Annotated in this window: 14 protein-coding genes; 10 read left to right on the forward strand and 4 right to left on the reverse strand. The window is 64.1% G+C overall.

What is annotated here, in order from left to right; all coding sequences use genetic code 11:
* Positions 1-5 precede the first annotated feature (5 nt).
* From tssC to PQT43_RS19000, 10 genes are all read left to right on the forward strand, one after another.
* Complete coding sequence (tssC, locus tag PQT43_RS18955) at positions 6-1,499, forward strand: type VI secretion system contractile sheath large subunit (RefSeq protein WP_272754430.1); 1,494 nt, start codon at positions 6-8, stop codon at positions 1,497-1,499.
* Between the two features lie 118 nt (positions 1,500-1,617).
* Positions 1,618-2,106, forward strand: a complete 489-nt coding sequence (locus PQT43_RS18960) for an Hcp family type VI secretion system effector (RefSeq protein WP_011064257.1) — start codon at positions 1,618-1,620, stop codon at positions 2,104-2,106.
* Positions 2,107-2,277: 171 nt separating this feature from the next.
* Positions 2,278-2,793: a type VI secretion system baseplate subunit TssE gene (tssE, locus tag PQT43_RS18965; RefSeq protein WP_102862292.1), complete on the forward strand. Its 516-nt coding sequence runs from the start codon at positions 2,278-2,280 to the stop codon at positions 2,791-2,793.
* Positions 2,790-4,649 carry a type VI secretion system baseplate subunit TssF gene (gene tssF, locus PQT43_RS18970; RefSeq protein ID WP_272754432.1) on the forward strand — a complete coding sequence of 620 codons (1,860 nt, stop codon included), beginning with the start codon at positions 2,790-2,792 and terminating at the stop codon, positions 4,647-4,649. The genes tssE and tssF overlap by 4 nt, the downstream gene beginning before the upstream one ends.
* Positions 4,613-5,665, forward strand: a complete 1,053-nt coding sequence (tssG, locus tag PQT43_RS18975) for a type VI secretion system baseplate subunit TssG (RefSeq protein ID WP_253084099.1) — start codon at positions 4,613-4,615, stop codon at positions 5,663-5,665. Before tssF ends, tssG begins: the two co-directional genes overlap by 37 nt.
* Positions 5,658-8,333 (forward strand): type VI secretion system ATPase TssH, encoded by a 2,676-nt coding sequence (gene tssH / locus PQT43_RS18980; protein ID WP_272754433.1) that lies wholly within the window; start codon positions 5,658-5,660, stop codon positions 8,331-8,333. Before tssG ends, tssH begins: the two co-directional genes overlap by 8 nt.
* A gap of 165 nt (positions 8,334-8,498) precedes the next feature.
* Positions 8,499-10,439, forward strand: a complete 1,941-nt coding sequence (locus PQT43_RS18985) for a type VI secretion system Vgr family protein (RefSeq protein ID WP_102881309.1) — start codon at positions 8,499-8,501, stop codon at positions 10,437-10,439.
* A 15-nt stretch (positions 10,440-10,454) separates the two neighbouring features.
* On the forward strand, positions 10,455-10,880 hold the full coding sequence (locus PQT43_RS18990; protein WP_102881310.1) for a DcrB-related protein: 426 nt from the start codon (positions 10,455-10,457) through the stop codon (positions 10,878-10,880).
* 9 nt (positions 10,881-10,889) lie between these two features.
* Entirely contained in the window at positions 10,890-15,350 is a 4,461-nt protein-coding gene (locus tag PQT43_RS18995; protein WP_272754434.1) for an RHS repeat-associated core domain-containing protein, read from the forward strand.
* 15 nt (positions 15,351-15,365) lie between these two features.
* Complete coding sequence (locus tag PQT43_RS19000; protein ID WP_102881312.1) at positions 15,366-15,992, forward strand: hypothetical protein; 627 nt, start codon at positions 15,366-15,368, stop codon at positions 15,990-15,992.
* Between the two features lie 20 nt (positions 15,993-16,012).
* On the opposite strand, the gene PQT43_RS19005 is transcribed toward PQT43_RS19000, so the two are convergent.
* From PQT43_RS19005 to PQT43_RS19020, 4 genes are read right to left on the reverse strand one after another with little or no spacing between them, the layout of a single operon-like run.
* Positions 16,013-16,276 (reverse strand): hypothetical protein, encoded by a 264-nt coding sequence (locus tag PQT43_RS19005; RefSeq protein WP_102881313.1) that lies wholly within the window; start codon positions 16,274-16,276, stop codon positions 16,013-16,015.
* Positions 16,277-16,330: 54 nt separating this feature from the next.
* Entirely contained in the window at positions 16,331-16,663 is a 333-nt protein-coding gene (locus PQT43_RS19010; protein ID WP_042940740.1) for a hypothetical protein, read from the reverse strand.
* Positions 16,656-17,867, reverse strand: a complete 1,212-nt coding sequence (locus tag PQT43_RS19015; protein WP_102881314.1) for a PAAR domain-containing protein — start codon at positions 17,865-17,867, stop codon at positions 16,656-16,658. The genes PQT43_RS19010 and PQT43_RS19015 overlap by 8 nt, the downstream gene beginning before the upstream one ends.
* A 22-nt stretch (positions 17,868-17,889) precedes the next feature.
* A complete protein-coding gene (locus PQT43_RS19020) occupies positions 17,890-18,324 on the reverse strand; it encodes a DcrB-related protein (RefSeq protein ID WP_102862302.1) in 435 nt (144 codons plus the stop codon).
* Positions 18,325-18,430 lie beyond the last annotated feature (106 nt).

Consider the following 18,430-nt stretch of genomic DNA (forward strand, 5'->3'; position numbering starts at 1 on the left):
CGATCATGACCGAATTGATGCGTGACAATCAGGCCCAACCCGGCGCCACCGAGCAGGCCAGCGAATTCGCTTCGCTGCTGCTGCAGGAATTCAAACCCAAGACCGAGCGCGCTCGCGAAGCCGTGGAAACCGCCGTGCGGACCCTGGCCGAACAGGCCCTGGCACAGACCGACCTGGTGTCCAACGACGCCATCAAGTCGATCGAATCGATCATCGCCGCCATCGACGCCAAGCTCACCGCCCAGGTCAACCAGGTGATCCATCACCCGGAATTCCAGAAACTGGAAAGCGCCTGGCGTGGCCTGCACTACCTGGTCAACAACACCGAGAGCGACGAGCAGCTGAAGATCCGCGTGCTCAACATCTCCAAGCCGGAGCTGCACAAGACCCTGAAGAAATTCAAGGGCACGGCCTGGGACCAGAGCCCGCTGTTCAAGAAAATGTACGAAGAGGAATACGGCCAGTTCGGCGGCCAGCCTTACGGCTGCCTGGTGGGCGACTACTACTTCGACCAGTCGCCACCGGATGTCGAGCTCTTGGGCGAGTTGTCGAAAGTCTGCGCCGCCATGCACGCCCCGTTCATCGCCGCGGCTTCGCCCACCGTCATGGGCATGGGTTCGTGGCAGGAACTGTCCAACCCGCGCGATCTGACCAAGATCTTCACCACCCCAGAATACGCCGGCTGGCGTTCGCTGCGTGAGTCGGAAGACTCGCGCTACATCGGCCTGACCATGCCGCGCTTCCTGGCGCGCCTGCCGTACGGCGCCAAGACCGACCCGGTGGAAGCCTTCGCCTTCGAAGAAAACACCGACGGCGCCGACAGTTCCAAGTACACCTGGGCCAACGCCGCCTACGCCATGGCGGTGAACATCAACCGCTCGTTCAAGCATTTCGGCTGGTGCTCGCGGATTCGCGGCGTGGAATCGGGTGGCGAGGTGGAAAACCTCCCGGCCCACACCTTCCCCACCGACGACGGTGGCGTGGACATGAAGTGCCCGACCGAGATCGCCATCTCCGACCGCCGTGAAGCGGAACTGGCGAAGAACGGCTTCATGCCGCTGCTGCACAAGAAGAACACCGACTTCGCTGCCTTCATCGGCGCCCAGTCGCTGCAGAAGCCCGCCGAGTACGACGACCCGGACGCCACCGCCAACGCCAACCTGGCCGCGCGCCTGCCGTACCTGTTCGCCACCTGCCGCTTCGCCCATTACCTGAAGTGCATCGTGCGCGACAAGATCGGCTCCTTCAAAGAGAAGGACGAGATGCAGCGCTGGCTGCAGGACTGGATCCTCAACTACGTCGACGGTGATCCGGCGCACTCCACCGAAACCACCAAGGCCCAGCACCCACTGGCCGCGGCGGAAGTGGTGGTCGAGGAAGTCGAAGGCAACCCGGGCTACTACAACTCGAAGTTCTTCCTGCGCCCGCACTACCAGCTCGAAGGGCTGACCGTGTCGTTGCGCCTGGTATCCAAACTGCCGTCCGCCAAGGGCGCCTGACCCATAACCGACTCAAATCTGTCGCCGCCGCCACAAGCCGCGCAAGGTCCCCAGGGCCTCGCGCAGCGGCGACAGACGCTGAATCAACATCGTGGCAAGTGCCACACAGGGAGAAAACATGGCTGTTGATATTTTCATCAAGATCGGTGACATCAAGGGCGAGTCCATGGACAAAGCCCACAAAGACGAAATCGACGTGCTGAACTGGAGCTGGGGCATGTCCCAGTCCGGCAACATGCACGTGGGTGGCGGCGGCGGTGCGGGCAAGGTGAACATCCAGGACCTGTCGCTGACCAAGTACGTCGACAAGGCCTCGCCGAACCTGATGATGCATTGCTCCAGCGGCAAGCACATCGACAAGGTGCGCCTGACCGTGCGCAAGGCCGGCGGCGAAAGCCAGGTCGAGTACATGATCATCGACCTGGAAGAAGTGCTGATCACGTCCCTGAGCACCGGCGGCTCGGGCAGCGATGACCGCCTGACCGAAAACATCACCCTGAACTTCGCTCAGGTGATGGTCGAGTACCAGCCGCAGAAAGCCGACGGCACCAAGGACGGCGGCCCGATCAAGTACGGCTGGAACATCCGCTCGAACACCAAGCGCTGATCCGCTGCGGTCGCGCCGCGGCGGCGATAGATCCGGGCCATGCTGCATGCATGGCCCGGGTTGCGAGGACGTTGTCCTCGTTCGCAGCCTGCGGCAGCGGCTACAGGGGTGTGCGCCTGTGCCCCTTTTCGTGACGTCATGCCTGCGCAATCCGATCCTGGAGCGAACCCTTTGGTAACCGACATCGCCGCCCGCGATCGCTTGCAACCCTCTTTGCTGGATCGTCTGACCGACGATGAACCCGGCAACCTGAAAGAAAGCCCGGACAAGCGCGTGCTGTCCCTGAGCCAGCTCAAGGCCTCGGTACTGCGCGACCTGGCATGGCTGCTCAACACCACTTCCCTGCTGGAAGCCGATGCCACCCTGCACACCCCCGCCGGTACGTCGGTGGTCAACTACGGCTTGCCGGCCCTGGCCGGGTACAGCGCATCGAGCATCGATATTCCGGCCCTGGAAAGCCTGATCCACCAGGCCATCGCCACCTTTGAACCACGCATCCTGCGCAGCACCTTGCGGGTTCGCGCGCGCACCGCGCCCGGCGAGATGAACCACAACGCCCTGAGCTTCGAGATCGAGGGCGATCTGTGGGCCCAGCCGATGCCCCTGCGCCTGCTGCTGCAAACCGACATGGACCTGGAATCCGGGCATGTCCGGGTGGTGCAAGCCGACTCCCGGAGGCGCTCATGAATCCGCGCCTGTTGGAGCTGTACAACCAGGAATTGCACCACGTGCGCGAAAGCGCTGCGGAGTTCGCCAAGGAATACCCGAAGATCGCCAGCCGCCTGACCCTGTCGGGCATGGACTGCGCCGACCCTTATGTCGAGCGCCTGCTGGAAGGCTTCGCCTATCTGACGGCCCGGGTGCAGTTGAAGCTCGATGCCGAGTACCCGACCTTCACCCACAACCTGCTGGAGATCGCCTACCCGCACTACCTGGCGCCGACCCCGTCGATGACCGTGGTGCAGTTGCAGGCCGATCCCGATGAAGGCTCCCTGAGCAGCGGCTTCACCCTGGAGCGCGACACCAGCCTGCGGGCCGCCCTGAGCCGCGACACCCAGACCTGCTGCGAGTACCGCACCGCTCACGCGGTGACGCTGTGGCCGCTGCAAGTCAGCCAGGCCGAATACTTCGGCAACCCGGCAGCGGTGCTCGGACGCCTGGCCGCCAACGAGCCCAAGGCCAAGGCCGGGCTGCGCCTGACCCTGCGCACCGGTGCCGAGTTGCCGTTCAACAGCCTGGCCCTGGAGCAGTTGCCGCTGTACCTGAACGGCAACGACGAGCTGCCGTTCCGCCTCTACGAACAGTTGCTGGGCAACGCCTGTGCGGTGTTCGCCCGGGCTCCGGGCAGCGACTGGGTCGAGCGCCTGCCACTGGACGCCCTGCGCTCCCGTGGCTTCGACGACCGCGACGCGGCCCTGCCAGTGGTGCCCCAGGCCTTCCAGGGCTATCGCCTGCTGCAGGAATACTTCGCCCTGCCCAACCGCTTCCTGTTCGTCGAGTTCGCCCAGCTGGGCCGTGCGGTACAACGCTGCGCCGGCCAGGAGCTGGAGCTGATCGTACTCTTCGAGCGCTTCGACCAGAGCCTGGAAGGCAGCGTCGGCAGTGCCCAGTTCGTGCCCTTCTGCACCCCGGCGATCAACCTGTTTCCCAAGCGCCTGGACCGCATCCACCTGTCCGACCGGGTCAACGAACACCATGTGATCGCCGACCGCACCCGGCCCATGGATTTCGAAGTGCACTCGCTGACCGCCATCAGTGGCCACGGCACCGGGCCGGAGCAGCCATTCCTGCCGTTCTACGCGGTGCGTGACCCGTCCCGCTACGGCCGCGACCAGGCTTACTACATCGTCCGCCGTGAACCCCGGGTGCTGTCCAGCGACCAGCGCCGCAACGGCCCGCGCTCCACTTACATCGGCAGTGAGTCTTTCGTCAGCCTGGTGGACAGCCAGCAGGCACCCTACCGCCATGACTTGCGCCAGCTCGGGGTCAGCGCCCTGTGCACCAACCGCGACCTGCCGCTATTCATGAACACCGGCAACGCCAAGACCGACTTCACCCTGGCCGACAGCGCCCCGGTGCAGGCCATCCGCTGCCTGGCCGGCCCCAGCCGACCACGCCCCAGCCACGCCCATGACGGCAAGGCCTGGCGCCTGATCAGCCAGCTGTCGCTGAACTACCTGTCCCTGAGCGAACAGGGCCAGGGCGCAGCGGCCCTGCGCGAGCTGTTACGGCTGTATGGCGACAGCAACGATGCGGCCCTGCAATTGCAGATCGAGGGCCTGCGGGACGTCAGCAGCAAGGCGGTGACCCGGCGCCTGCCGATGCCCGGGCCGATCGTCTTCGGCCGGGGCCTGGAGATCACCCTGCAATTCGATGAAAACGCGTTTCGCGGCACCGGGGTGTTCCTGCTCGGCGCGGTCTTCGAGCGCTTCCTGGCACGTTACGTGTCGATCAACAGTTTTACCGAGACGGTGATCCGTACCACCGAACGCGGCGAGATCATGCGATGGAAAGCCAAGCCCGGACGTCGTCCGACTCTTTGAATACGCTGACGGCGATGCACGCCGAGCCCTGGGAGTACGACTTCTTCCAGGCCCTGCGGCGTATCGAATGCCTGTCGCCGCAACTGCCGCGCTTCGGTCACTCCCTGCGCCTGGCGGACGATCCGCTGCGCCTGGGCCAGCAGGCCGATTGCACCTTCGCGCCTTCGACCCTGGCTTCGGTCACACCGGGCAGCGACGGCGCGGCCACGCGCCTGGAGCAGTTCTTCTTCGGCCTGGGCGGCCCCAACGGCCCCCTGCCGCTGCACATCACCGAGTACGTGCGCGAACGCCAGCGCAACAACGCCGACAGCACCAGCAAGCGCTTTCTCGATGTGTTCCACCATCGTCTGCTGAGCCTGTTCTACCGGGCCTGGGCCGAAGCCCGGCCGACGGTGAGCCACGACCGCCCGGACGACGACTACTGGTCCGCGCGCCTGGCGGCCCTGAGTGGCCGGGGCATGCCCAGCCTGCTCAAGCAGGGGTTGATTCCCGACACCGCCAAGCTGCATTACAGCGGCCACCTGGCGGCCCAGACCCGCTACCCGGACGGCCTGCGCGCCATCATCGGCGAATATTTCGGCCTGCCGGTGGCGATCGAGGAATACGTCGGCCAGTGGCTAGAGCTGCCGGAGCGCAGCCGGGTCGGGGTGCAGTCCCATCAGCTGGGGGTGGACTTCTGCCTGGGCAGCCACGTCTGGGACCGCCAGCACAAATTCCGCATTCGCCTGGGTCCGCTGAAGTTGGAGGACTACCAGGGGATGCTGCCCGACGGCCAGCCGTTCAAGGAACTGGTGGCCTGGGTCGCCGAATACCTGGGCTTCGAGCTGGACTGGGACCTGAACCTGGTCCTGCTCAAGGACGAAGTACCCAAGCTGCAACTCAACGGCCGCCAGCGCCTGGGTTTCAACACCTGGCTCGGTCAACCCGGCAGTGATGCCAAGGATCTCATACTGGCCCGGCACTACGCCGACCTGGCCACTACCTCACGTACACCAAGGAGCACAGAGCATGGGTGAAATCAGTCGCGCGGCGCTGTTCGGCAAACTCAACAGCGTTGCCTACAAAGCCATCGAAGCCGCCACAGTCTTCTGCAAGTTGCGGGGCAACCCCTATGTGGAACTGGCCCACTGGCTGCACCAGTTGCTGCAACTTGCGGACTCGGACCTGCACCGCATCATCCGCCAGTTCAACCTGGAGCCGGCGCGCCTGGCCAAGGACCTGACCGAAGCCCTGGATCGCCTGCCCCGGGGCTCGACCTCGATCACCGACCTGTCGTCCCACGTCGAGGAAGCGGTGGAACGCGGCTGGGTCTACGGCAGCCTGATGTTCGGCGAAAGCCAGGTGCGCACCGGCTACCTGGTGATCGGCATCCTCAAGACGCCAAGCCTGCGCCACGCGCTGCTGGGGCTGTCCCGGGAGTTCGACAAGATCAAGATCGAGGCCCTGTGCGAGCGCTTTGACGAGTACATCGGCGACTCGCCGGAAAACGCCCTGAGCGCCAGCGACGGTTTCACTGCCGGCGCGGTGCCGGGCGAAGCCAGCGGCGCCATGGCCCCCAGCGCCCTGGGCAAGCAGGAAGCCCTCAAGCGCTTCACCGTCGACCTCACCGAGCAGGCCCGTAGCGGCAAGCTCGACCCCATCGTCGGCCGTGACGAAGAGATTCGCCAACTGGTGGACATCCTCATGCGCCGCCGCCAGAACAACCCGATCCTCACCGGCGAAGCCGGGGTCGGCAAGACCGCGGTGGTGGAAGGTTTCGCCCTGCGCATCGTCGCCGGCGACGTGCCGCCGGCGCTCAAGGACGTCGAACTGCGCAGCCTGGATGTCGGCCTGCTGCAGGCCGGTGCCAGCATGAAGGGCGAGTTCGAACAGCGCCTGCGCCAGGTCATCGAAGACGTCCAGGCTTCGCCCAAGCCGATCATCCTGTTCATCGACGAAGCCCACACCCTGGTGGGCGCCGGTGGCACCGCCGGCACCGGCGATGCGGCCAACCTGCTGAAACCGGCCCTGGCCCGCGGCACCCTGCGTACCGTGGCCGCCACCACCTGGGCCGAGTACAAGAAGCACATCGAGAAAGACCCGGCCCTGACCCGGCGCTTCCAGGTGGTGCAAGTGGCCGAGCCGTCGGAAGACAAGGCGCTGCTGATGATGCGCGGCGTGGCCTCGACCATGGAGCAGCACCATCAGGTGCAGATCCTCGACGAAGCCCTGGAAGCCTCGGTCAAGCTGTCCCATCGCTACATTCCGGCGCGCCAGTTGCCAGACAAATCCGTCAGCCTGCTGGACACTGCCTGCGCCCGCGTCGCCATCAGCCTGCACGCGGTGCCGGCGGAAGTGGATGACAGCCGCCGGCGCATCGAAGCCCTGGAAACCGAGCTGCAGATCATCGCCCGGGAACAGGCGATCGGCGTGGCCATCGGCAACCGCCAGGTCAACAGCGAAAACCTCCTGGCCGCCGAGCGTGAGCGCCTGGCCGAGCTGGAAAGCCGCTGGGCGCAAGAGAAGACCCTGGTGGACGAACTGCTGGCGACTCGCGCCCAACTGCGGGAAAACGTCGGCCTGGTGGACAGCGACGTTGGCGACGCAAGCCACGGCCTGCGGGAAAAACTGCTGGACCTGCAACAGCGCCTGACGGCCCTGCAAGGCGAAACCCCGTTGATCCTGCCGACCGTGGATTACCAGGCGGTGGCCTCGGTGGTCGCCGACTGGACCGGGATTCCCGTGGGCCGCATGGCCCGCAACGAACTGGAAACCGTGCTCAACCTCGACCAGCACCTGAAGAAACGCATCATCGGCCAGGACCACGCCCTGCAGATGATCGCCAAGCGCATCCAGACCTCCCGCGCCGGCCTCGACAACCCCAACAAGCCGATTGGCGTATTCATGCTGGCGGGCACCTCCGGGGTGGGCAAGACCGAAACCGCCCTGGCCCTGGCCGAAGCCATGTACGGCGGCGAGCAGAACGTCATCACCATCAACATGAGCGAGTTCCAGGAAGCCCACACCGTGTCCACCCTCAAGGGCGCCCCGCCGGGCTATGTCGGCTACGGCGAAGGCGGCGTGCTCACCGAAGCGGTGCGGCGCAAGCCGTACAGCGTGGTGCTGCTGGACGAAGTGGAAAAGGCCCACCCGGACGTGCACGAGATCTTCTTCCAGGTGTTCGACAAAGGCGTCATGGAAGACGGCGAAGGCCGCATGATCGACTTCAAGAACACCCTGATCCTGCTCACCACCAACGCCGGCACCGAGCTGATCGCCAACGTCTGCAAGAACCCGCAGACCCTGCCCGAGCCGGAAGAGATCGCCAAGGCCCTGCGCCAGCCATTGCTGGAGATCTTCCCGCCGGCGCTGCTGGGGCGCCTGGTGACCATCCCCTACTACCCACTGAGCGACGACATGCTCAAGGCGATCACCCGCCTGCAACTGGGACGGATCAAGAAGCGCGTGGAAAGCACCCACAAGGTGGATTTCGATTTCGACGACGAGGTCATCGACCTGATCGTTTCCCGTTGCACCGAGACCGAGAGTGGTGGCCGCATGATCGACGCCATCCTGACCAACAGCCTGCTGCCGGACATGAGCCGCGAGTTCCTCACCCGCATGCTCGAAGGCCGCGCGCTGGCCGGGGTGCGCATTCGCCAGCGGGACAACGAATTGCACTACGACTTCAGCGAGCCGGCCTGACCCCGGGTTCCCTGTAGCCGCTGCCGCAGGCTGCGAACGAGCTGGGCGGCATTGCCTTGAGGGCCAGAGAAGGCCCTTCGGGCCTTGTCGCAGCCTTCGGCAGCGGCTACAGGGAGCGCGCCGGACGCAGTGTTCAGGCACACCACGCATTCAACGAGACTGACGATGCTATTTCAGCAATCCACACGACTGGCACAGGTCAATTGCCCACTGGGACCGGACGTCCTGCTGCTCAACAGCATGGGCGGCGGCGAAGAGCTGGGGCGCTTGTTCGACTACCAGCTGCAGCTGACTTCCAGCGACGCCAACATCGACCTCAACCAGTTGCTGGGCAAACCCATGGGTCTGAGCGTGCAGTTGGACGACGGCAGCCAGCGCTATTTCCACGGCATCGTGGCCCGCTGCAGCCAGAACGTCGACAGCGGCCAGTTCGCCAGCTACCAGGTGACCCTGCGCCCCTGGCTGTGGCTGCTCAGCCGCACCTCCGACTGCCGGATTTTCCAGAACCTGAGCATCCCGCAGATCATCAAGCAGGTGTTTCGCGACCTGGGCTTTTCCGATTTCGAAGACGCCCTGAGCCGTCCCTATCGGGAATGGGAATACTGCGTGCAGTACCGCGAGACCAGCTTCGACTTCGTCAGCCGGCTGATGGAACAGGAAGGCATCTACTACTTCTTCCGCCACGAGAAGGACCGCCACGTGCTGGTGCTGGCTGACGCCTACGGTGCCCACAGCAGCGTGCCCGGCTACGCCTCGGTGCCCTACTACCCCCGGGACGAGCAACAGCGCGAGCGCGACCACATCTTCGACTGGCACCTGGCCCAGGAAGTCCAGCCCGGCTCCCTTGAGCTCAACGACTACGACTTCCAGCGCCCCAGCGCACGGATCGACGTGCGCTCGGCCATGCCGCGCCCCCACAGCGCTGGCGACTACCCGCTCTACGATTACCCCGGCACCTACGTGCAGAGCAGCGACGGCGAGCACTACGCGCAGACCCGCATCGAAGCCCTGCAAAGCCTGCACGAGCGCATCGAACTGAGCGGCAATGCCCGTGGCCTGGGGGTGGGCAACCTGTTCAACCTCACCGGCTTCAGCCGCCAGGACCAGAACCGCGAATACCTGATCGTCGGCATCCACTACTACGTGGTCCAGGAGAGCCTGGAGACCGGCGGCAGCGGCGGCTCGGCACAGTTCGAAAGCCACCTGACCTGCATCGACGCCCAGCAGAGTTTCCGCCCCCTGGCCAAGACCCAGCGGCCCATCGTCCAGGGCCCGCAGACCGCGCGGGTGGTGGGCCCGGCCGGGGAAGAGATCTGGACCGACCAATATGGCCGGGTCAAGGTGCACTTCCATTGGGACCGCCACGACCAGTCCAACGAGAACAGCTCGTGCTGGATTCGCGTGTCCCAGGCCTGGGCTGGCAAGAACTGGGGCTCGATGCAGATCCCGCGCATCGGCCAGGAGGTGATCGTCAGCTTCCTCGAAGGCGACCCCGACCGCCCGATCATCACCGGCCGGGTGTACAACGCCGAGCAGACCGTGCCCTACGACCTGCCGGCCAACGCCACCCAGAGCGGGATGAAGAGTCGTTCGAGCAAGGGCGGCAGCCCGGCCAACTTCAACGAAATCCGCATGGAAGACAAAAAGGGTGCCGAACAGCTGTACATCCACGCCGAGCGCAACCAGGACATCGTGGTCGAGGTCAACGAAAGCCACTCGGTGGGCAATGACCGCAACAAGAGCATTGGCCACGACGAGTACGTGACCGTTGGCAACAAGCGCACGCGCATCGTCCAGCACGTGGACGAGCTGCGGGTCGGCGAGAAAAAAGTCGACAGCGTCGGCCAGAGCTACGTGATCGAGGTCGGCGAACGCCTGCGCCTGGTGTGCGGGGCCAGCATCCTGGAGCTCAACGCCAGCGGCCAGATCAACCTGTGCGGGGTCAACATCAGTGTCCACGCCAGCAGCGACGCGCAAATCAACACCGGCGGCGTGCTGCACCTGAACAACGGCGGCGGCCCGGACACCACCACCGAGGGCCAGGGTGCACAAGGCACCATCAGCGCCTTGGTGAAAGCCGCCTTCCCCACGCCCAAGGGCCAGTAAACGGATGCTTGCACCATGACCTATCGCCTCAATGAACTGCAGTTCCAAGCGCCCGCCGACGAGCTGCAGGACGCTTCGATCAACATCCTCAAGTTCCCGCAGCTGGGTACGTCGCTGATTGTCAGCCGCAGCCTGCTGGGCGACGGCGAAACCCTGGAAAGCAACCTGACAAGCCAGCTGCAACGGCTGGAGCAACAGGTCCAGGAACTGCGCTACCAGACCCCGCAACCGGTGCTGCTGGGTCCGGCCCAGGACATTCCGGGCCTGGAGCTGCGCAGCCAGTTCAGCAAGGGCAGCGAGCAGGTGTTCCAGTTCCAGCTGGCCCTGGTGCTGCCCGGCACCCGGCAGATGCTCGCCATGAGCTACGTCAAGGCACAGAAACTCGGGGATGGGGAAGCCGCCCATTGGGCGCAGATCAAGAGCACCCTGGTGCTGAGCTGAGGCGGGCCCATGTCTGACGCGCTGTGGGCCGCCCGACTGGGCGACGGGCTGGAACACACCTCGATGATGGCCGACATCCTCGGCGGCGTGCTGGAGGTGGCGGCCAACGTCGCCATCGGCGCCCTGGCAACCATGGCGGTGGCCGCGGCGGCGGGCATCACCGTGGCTACCGGCGGCCTCGGCGCTTGCGTACTGGGGCTGGTGGTCGGCGTGGTGGTGGGCGTGGTCATGAGCAAGACCGGGGCCGACAAGGGCCTGAGCAATTTATGCGAGGGCTTCGCCAACGCCCTGTTCCCGCCCTCGATCCAGGCCACCATCGCCAGCGGTTCGCAAAAGGTGTTGACCAACAACAAACCGGCGGCCCGCGCGGCGGGCATCGCCCCGCCGTCGCATATCAGCGGTGACGGCGCCGAGGAAGGCGAAGCCACCGACACCCCTTCGGCCACCCCGGAGGAAGGCCCGGGCTTTCTCGACATGGCCAAGGAATTCTTCTCGCAGATGTGGCGGCCCACCGTGGCCTCCCCGGCCCCCGGCTCCCAGACCAAGGAACTGGACCTGGTGACCTGCACCAAGCACCCGCCGATGCCCTTGCAGTACCTGGCCGAAGGCTCGGAGAAGGTCAGCATCGACGGCCAGCCGGCGGTGCGCAGCGGCGACCGCAGCACCTGCGACGCCAAGGTGGTGGCGGCCGGGCCGATTTCCCCCGACGTGACCATCGGTGGCGGCTCGGTGGTGGTGCGCGAGATCCGCAGCGGCAAGACCCCGGGGGTGGGCCTGGCGGTGACCGTGCTGATGATGCTCAAGGGCGGCAAGGGCAAGTTCCTCAGCAACCTGCCGTGCATGCTGATGGCCGGGGTCAATTCGTTTGTCGTCAGCCAGGCGACCAATGCCCTGACCCAGGCCGTCGTCGCCTCGCCCCATCCGGTGCATGCAGCAACCGGGGCCAAGGTGCTCGGGGCCGACGACGATCTGGACTTCACCCTGCCAGGGCTGGTGCCCATCGAATGGCAACGCTTCTACAACAGCCGCGACGAACGCCGTGACGGCCTGCTCGGGGCCGGCTGGAGCCTGCCTTACGAGGTCAGCATCCAGATCGAGCCCCATCCCGAGGGCGGCGAACGCCTGCTCTACATTGATGAGCAGGGACGCCGCATCGACATGGGTGCCATTGCCCTGGGCGGTGGAGCCTTCAGCCCCGGTGAAGGCTTGAGCGTGCGACGCAACGACAACGGGCAGTTGCTGATCGAAAGCAGCGACGGCCTCTACCGTCTGTTCGAGCCGCTGGCGAGCGATCCTTCGCGGTTGCGCCTGAGCCAGCTGGGGGACCGCAACGACAATCGCCTGCACCTGGAATACGACTCGGCCGGGCGGCTCTGGCTGCTGCGCGATACTTTTGAACAGGCGCAGCTCGAACTGGGCTACAGCACGCGCTGGCCCGGTCGGATTGCCCAGGTCGAACGGCTGTACCCTGACCAGCAACGGGAAGTGCTGGTCAGCTATGACTACGATGCCGCAGGGAACCTGGCACAGGTCCGCGATGGCGAAAGGCAGGTACAGCGGCGCTTCGCCTATGACGCCGGCCACCGGATGACCGAGCACCAGTTGGCAACCGGGCTGCGCTGCTTCTACCAGTGGACACTGTTCGCCGACCAGCAGTGGCGAGTGATCCGTCACTGGACCGACGAAGGCGATAGCTATCAGTACGACTATGATCTGGAGGCCGGAATCACCCAGGTCACCGACAGCCTGCAACGCATCAGCCGCCGTCGCTGGAACAGCCAGTTGCAGATCGTCGAATACACCGACAACCTCAACCAGACATGGGCCTTCGAGTGGAACGACGAACGCCAACTGCTCAGCGCCACTGACCCCTTGGGAGGGCGCTATGCCTATAGCTACGACGAAACCGGCAACCTGATCGCCGAGACCGATCCTCTGGGGCACAGCCACTCGACCTTGTGGCTGGAGCACTGGTCGCTGCCGCAGACCCTGACCGATCCTGCCGGCAAAAGCTGGCACTTGCGCTACGACCCCCGAGGCAATTGCATCGCCGAAACAGACCCGCTAGGCCAGGTGACTCAGTACCGCCACGACGCACACGGGCAGGTGGTGGAGATCATCGATGCCACGGGAAGAAGCCGGAAGATGCGCTGGAACTCGTCCGGGCAATTGCTTGAACACCTGGATTGCTCGGGCTATCCGACCCGCTTCGAATACGATCGACGTGGCAACGTGAAAGCCATCATCGATGCCCTTGGCGAGCACACCCGGTTCCATTACGACGGCCAGGGACGGTTGCTGAGCAGCCAACTGGCCGATGGCCGCGCCGAGCATTTTCAACGCAGCAGCAACGGCCAGCTGCAGGGCTATACCGACCCGTCCGGCTACACCACGCTCTACCAGTACAACCGGCGCGGGCAGATAAGCCAGCGCACCGACGCCCACGGCCGGCAGGTCCGATTCGACTATGACGCGTTCGGACGGCTGCTGGCGCTCACCAACGAAAACGGCGAAAGCTATCGCTTTGCCTGGGATGCCGGCAACCGTCTGAGCGAACAGCAGGACCTCGACGGCAGTGCCAAGCGCTATGGCTATGACCCACTGAACAACGTCGTCGAACTCCAGGCCCATGCCGCGCCTTATGGCTCCGGATTGAGCGCCGTGCCCGCGCAACCAATCGCACCGATCATCCACAAGTTCGAGCGCGATGCCGTGGGGCGGCTGCTGGCCAAGATCACGGACGATGGGCGCAGTCAATACACCTACGATCCCTTGAACCAACTGATCGCCGCCAGCTTTACCGACAACCTCGGCAACCAGCAGGCCCTGAGTTTCAGCTACGACGCCCTGGGCCAATTACTCGAAGAACACACAGCGGCCGGCAGCCTGAAACACCGATACGACGAACTGGGCAATCTGATTCAGACCCAGCTACCGGACACGCGCTGGCTCAATCGGCTCTATTACGGCAGCGGCCATCTGCACCAGATCAATCTCGATGGCCAGGTAATCAGCGATTTTCAACGTGATCGCCTGCACCGTGAAGTGCTGCGCACCCAGGGTCAGATCAGCACCCGCAGCGAATACGACCGTTGTGGCCGACTGCGCGCACGCCTGCGGCATTCCAACCTGCTGACAAACACCTTGCCGACAGCCCCGGAACGGCACCTCGAGTACGACGACAGCGATAACCTGGTGGGCCTGGCCGAGCGGCATGTCAACGGGCAACATCGACAACTGTTCCATTACGACGCGACCGGGCGAATCATCGCCAGCCAGGACGGCCTGCAGGGCCAGAAGGAAACCTTCGCCTACGACGCCGCCGCCAATTTGCTTGACGGCCCGAAAGCAGGCGCCGGGCTGGTGGTGCACAACAAGTTGCTGACCTACCAGGACAAGCGCTACCGCTACGATGCCTTTGGGCGAATGATTGAAAAACGCAGTGGTCGGCGAGGCGTGCAACGGTTTGCCTACGATGCCGAACACCGCTTGATCGAAGTGCGCAATCAGACCGCCAGCGGCGAAACCCTGGTCAGGATGAGTTACGACGTCCTGGGTCGACGCATCAGCAAGCGTGAGTACGACAGCCAGGGCAACCTTCTGGGTGAAACCCGATTCATCTGGGATGGCCTGCGGCTGCTGCAGGAACAGCGTAATCAACAGACCAGCCTCTATGTCTATGAAGACCTGGGCCACGCGCCCCTGGCGCGGGTCGATGGCCTCGGCGCGCAGCAGAAGATCCGCTACTACCACAACGACCTGAATGGCCTGCCCCACCAGCTTTGCGAGCCTGACGGCCACAGCGTCTGGCAGGCCCGCTATCAGGTCTGGGGCAACACCATCGAAGAAATACGCGAGCCCTACTACATCGAGGAGCAGAATCTCAGGTTCCAGGGCCAGTACCTGGACCGCGAGACCGGGCTGCACTTCAACACGTTCCGTTTTTACGACCCGGATATCGGGCGCTTCACCACGCCGGACCCCATCGGCCTGGCCGGAGGCTTGAACCTTTATCACTATGCTCCCAACCCCATCGGCTGGATCGACCCGCTGGGCTGGATCTGCAAATCGGCCTACAGCGGCAGAAGGGGCACCACAAAGGCCAAGGCCGACCTCGAGAGGAACGGTTTCACTGTGGTAGGTGAAGAATTGACCATGAAGGTCAAGCATCCTGTCACTCAGAAGTCCTACCGCATCAGGGCAGATATCATCGCCAAGGACAAAGCCGGCAACTACCACGTGTTCGAAGTCAAAAATGGCAGCGGCAAACTGACCAAGAACCAACAGGGATCGGGGATGTTCGACATGAGCAATCCGGCCAATACCAACGGTGGCCTGGGCGGCGGCCTGATCAAACCGTCGGGCGCCACCCAAGGCCAGTTCGAAGTTGCGACCAAAAGCGGCAAAGGCACACCGTTCGGTGGAAATGGCGCACAGCATCCGGCCAACTTCTGGCTTCTTCGCTATTGAACGAGTAATCGAGAAATGAAAGCAGACACCAAGGAATTGCGCAGCAACTTCGAAAAGGCACTCCAGCTTTTCTTGAAGAGCGAGCTCTCGGCTTATCCCGGAGTCAAAGTCACCAGGAACAAAGTGGTGATTACACATAAAGAATCGGGCGCCGTGGCGACCTTGCATTTCGAGTACCTGGCCAACACCCGCGCCTACGAAATCATCATCTTTGTCGAACACCCGGCCCTGCAGGCGGAGATCGAGCGGATAAGCCCGCCCTACCCGTCCAACCTGGCCAATCCGAAATTGCTCTACTGCATGTCGACGGTCAGCGAAAAAGACGGCTGTCCACTGCTGCCCGTGACCGAACAAGGCATTGAAAATACCTGCCAGGTGATTCTGCGCCGGCTCCAGGATGTTCACCTGCCTATCCTGTACAACCTCCTCAATGTCAGCCCCGCACTGGTGAACGATGTCATCGAGAGGCCAAAGTATTACGCCTATCCGGTCCCGCTGATTGTTATCGCCTTGAATACCAACGCAATCCAACCGGACGACGCAACGCTAGCGAAGATTCTGAGCGAGCAGACCCTGGGCTACACCAACAACCAGGAACTGAAAGAGTCGTTCAACAAGCAACTCCTGGCGGCGCTGGACTGAGCAATTGCCGGAGTGCCGAATCAGATCGCCGAGCCGCGATTCTCGCCCGGCTGGATGATCAGCAACCGATCCAGCTCGCGCTTTCTGGCGCGGATGACGAACGCCAGCGCGGCGGGCAGGTCCTGCTCGAACCGCTCGAAGGTCGCGCGATCGATGGCGTAGAACTCCTCGTAGTCGACCACGCCGAGGCTGACCGGGAAGGAGACGTAGTACTGGCCGCTGAGTGCTTCGATGCCCATGGAGAACATCTCCTCGCGGTTGACCAACAGATCGATGAATTTCATCTCGGTCCCGTGTAAGACGGCCACTGGTCAAGGGTGGTCCTTCGAGGCGGACGATCAGACCTCGACCAGGTGATAACGTCCGGGCTCGCGCCAGGAAACCCGGGTGAACGTGCCGCTGAGCAGGTTCATGTCGCGCAGGTATTCAAAAACCTCGGCCGGGCACCATTCCTTGCCATCGGCGAAGGCCACGCCGAGCGTGCGCAAGGCATCGAAGAGCTGCGCCTTGCGCCCGTCGTCCGCTACGTCCAGGGCATACACCCCCGGTTCGATCGTTGCGCCAAACCCCAGGGCCACCAGGGCCGCGTCCAGCGAAGCGTCCATGACCCGAACACGTACTGTGTCGGCATCCGCCTTTTCCACATAGGCCTGCAATTCTTGCTCAGTCACTTACAAACACCTCAGTTAAGGTTTTGACCCCGTCCATGTCTTTGGTCGGGATCGACTCGACCACCATTTCCGGTGCTCCTCCCGGCAGGTGCTTACCCGGGCCGAGGAAGTACTGGTTGCCCTCCATCGGGCTTCTGGGCATACGCTCGATGACATTATCGACCTGACGAATCTTGAAGCCGTCTTTCAACGAGCCTTCTTCCAGACCGAAAGCCCGTTCGAGCTTCGCCGCTTTCTCGGTGCTGATGGTGACTTTCGAGCGCCCGGAAAAGTCGCCGATGATATCCGCGACACCCTTCTTGTCGGAAACATAAGTGCCATTGCGGCCGATGGTCGGGTATTTGTCCCACGCCACCGGGCTGACGTTGAAACCCCGATTGTCCTTGAGCATCTGCGCCTGGCGGCGCTGCGCCATCAGCGTGCGTTGTGTCGCGCTCATCGGCGTGCGCGCCAGCTTGGGGCCCATGCCCAGCAAGGCCATTCCGGCCACGCCCTGAAGCAGATCGCGATAACCCGGGCCCAAACGGTCGCCCAGGTCCCCCAGCAGCGACATCCCGCCATACATCGCGCCACCGACCGCCAGGGCGCCGAAAAACGCCGCCGCTCCGGCACAGGCCGCCAGCACCAGGGCGGCCCCGGCCGCCAGCAGCCCCAGCGCCTCCAGCCCGGTGTGCATCCAGCCTTCGATATCCAGGACGAACGCCACCTGCACCGTGGGCCCGCCAATGAAGGTGTTTTCGCTGCCGGTCTTGATGTGGGCGCCGCAGACCATCTTGCTTTGCAGGCGCGCCGCCGGCTTGCCGTTGATGGTGACCTTGGCGCTACCCTCGGCGATCAGTACCGGGAACGGCCAGATCGGGTGGTTCATGGGCAGGCCGCTGCATGAGGATGAGTGGTCCTGCCCCGCGCGCATGGCATTGCGCAGGTTGATGTAGACGTTGAAGCTGCCCTCCACCAGCACCCCCGTGCTGGGTTCAGGCAGGTTGAAAATCGTGCTCAGGCCCTTGGCGATCTGGAACATCGACAGGCCACCGGCCGCGACCGAACCGGCGATGATGGCGATCGCCACCCCACCGGTGGCCACGGTCGCCGCCACCACCGCGGCGCCAATCAGGGCACCGACAACGGCCCCCGCCACCATCGCCGCCACGCCAAAACCGTGGGCGATCTCATCCCCCAGGCGCGCTGCTGCCAACATATCCATGGTGCGCTACTCAGCGAAGGGATCAGGCCCGCGAAGGCTGAGGCTTGAGGCTCTGCATGGCCTGTTTCCAGGCCGGCTCGTGGTGCACCAGGTCTTGCGGCGTGGTGGTCAGGGTGGTGATCAGCACCGCCGGCTTACGCTCGATGAACACCTGGCGCAGCATCAGCTCGCGACCTTCGCGTTTCCAGCTGTAGTCCAGCAGGACCGAGGCGTGGCCGTGCATGTCGAACTCCCAGCGCTTGATCAGGGTGAAGCCCGGCAGTTGCTGCTCGGCACCGCTCAGTTGCCGGGCCACGTAATCGGCGAATGAGGCGTCGCCCTGGCTCGGGTCGCGGCTGATGACGAAGCTGGCTTCCTGGGCGCCGCCCACAGCCGGCAGCTTGAAGATATTGATGCTCTGGTCCTGCCAGGCGTCGGGGATGTCGAGGTCGGCTTCTTGAATGCGGTAAGAGGACAAGAGGTTCGCGTTCCATGCTGAGGGGGGTCGGACAGCGGCGGATTTTCAAGCAATGACCGGCAACAATCAAGGAACCCGTCGGCAACTTTGAACAAACCAATCCAGC

This window comes from Pseudomonas sp. BLCC-B112 (assembly GCF_028550695.1).
Classification (GTDB): Bacteria; Pseudomonadota; Gammaproteobacteria; order Pseudomonadales; family Pseudomonadaceae; genus Aquipseudomonas; species Aquipseudomonas danubii.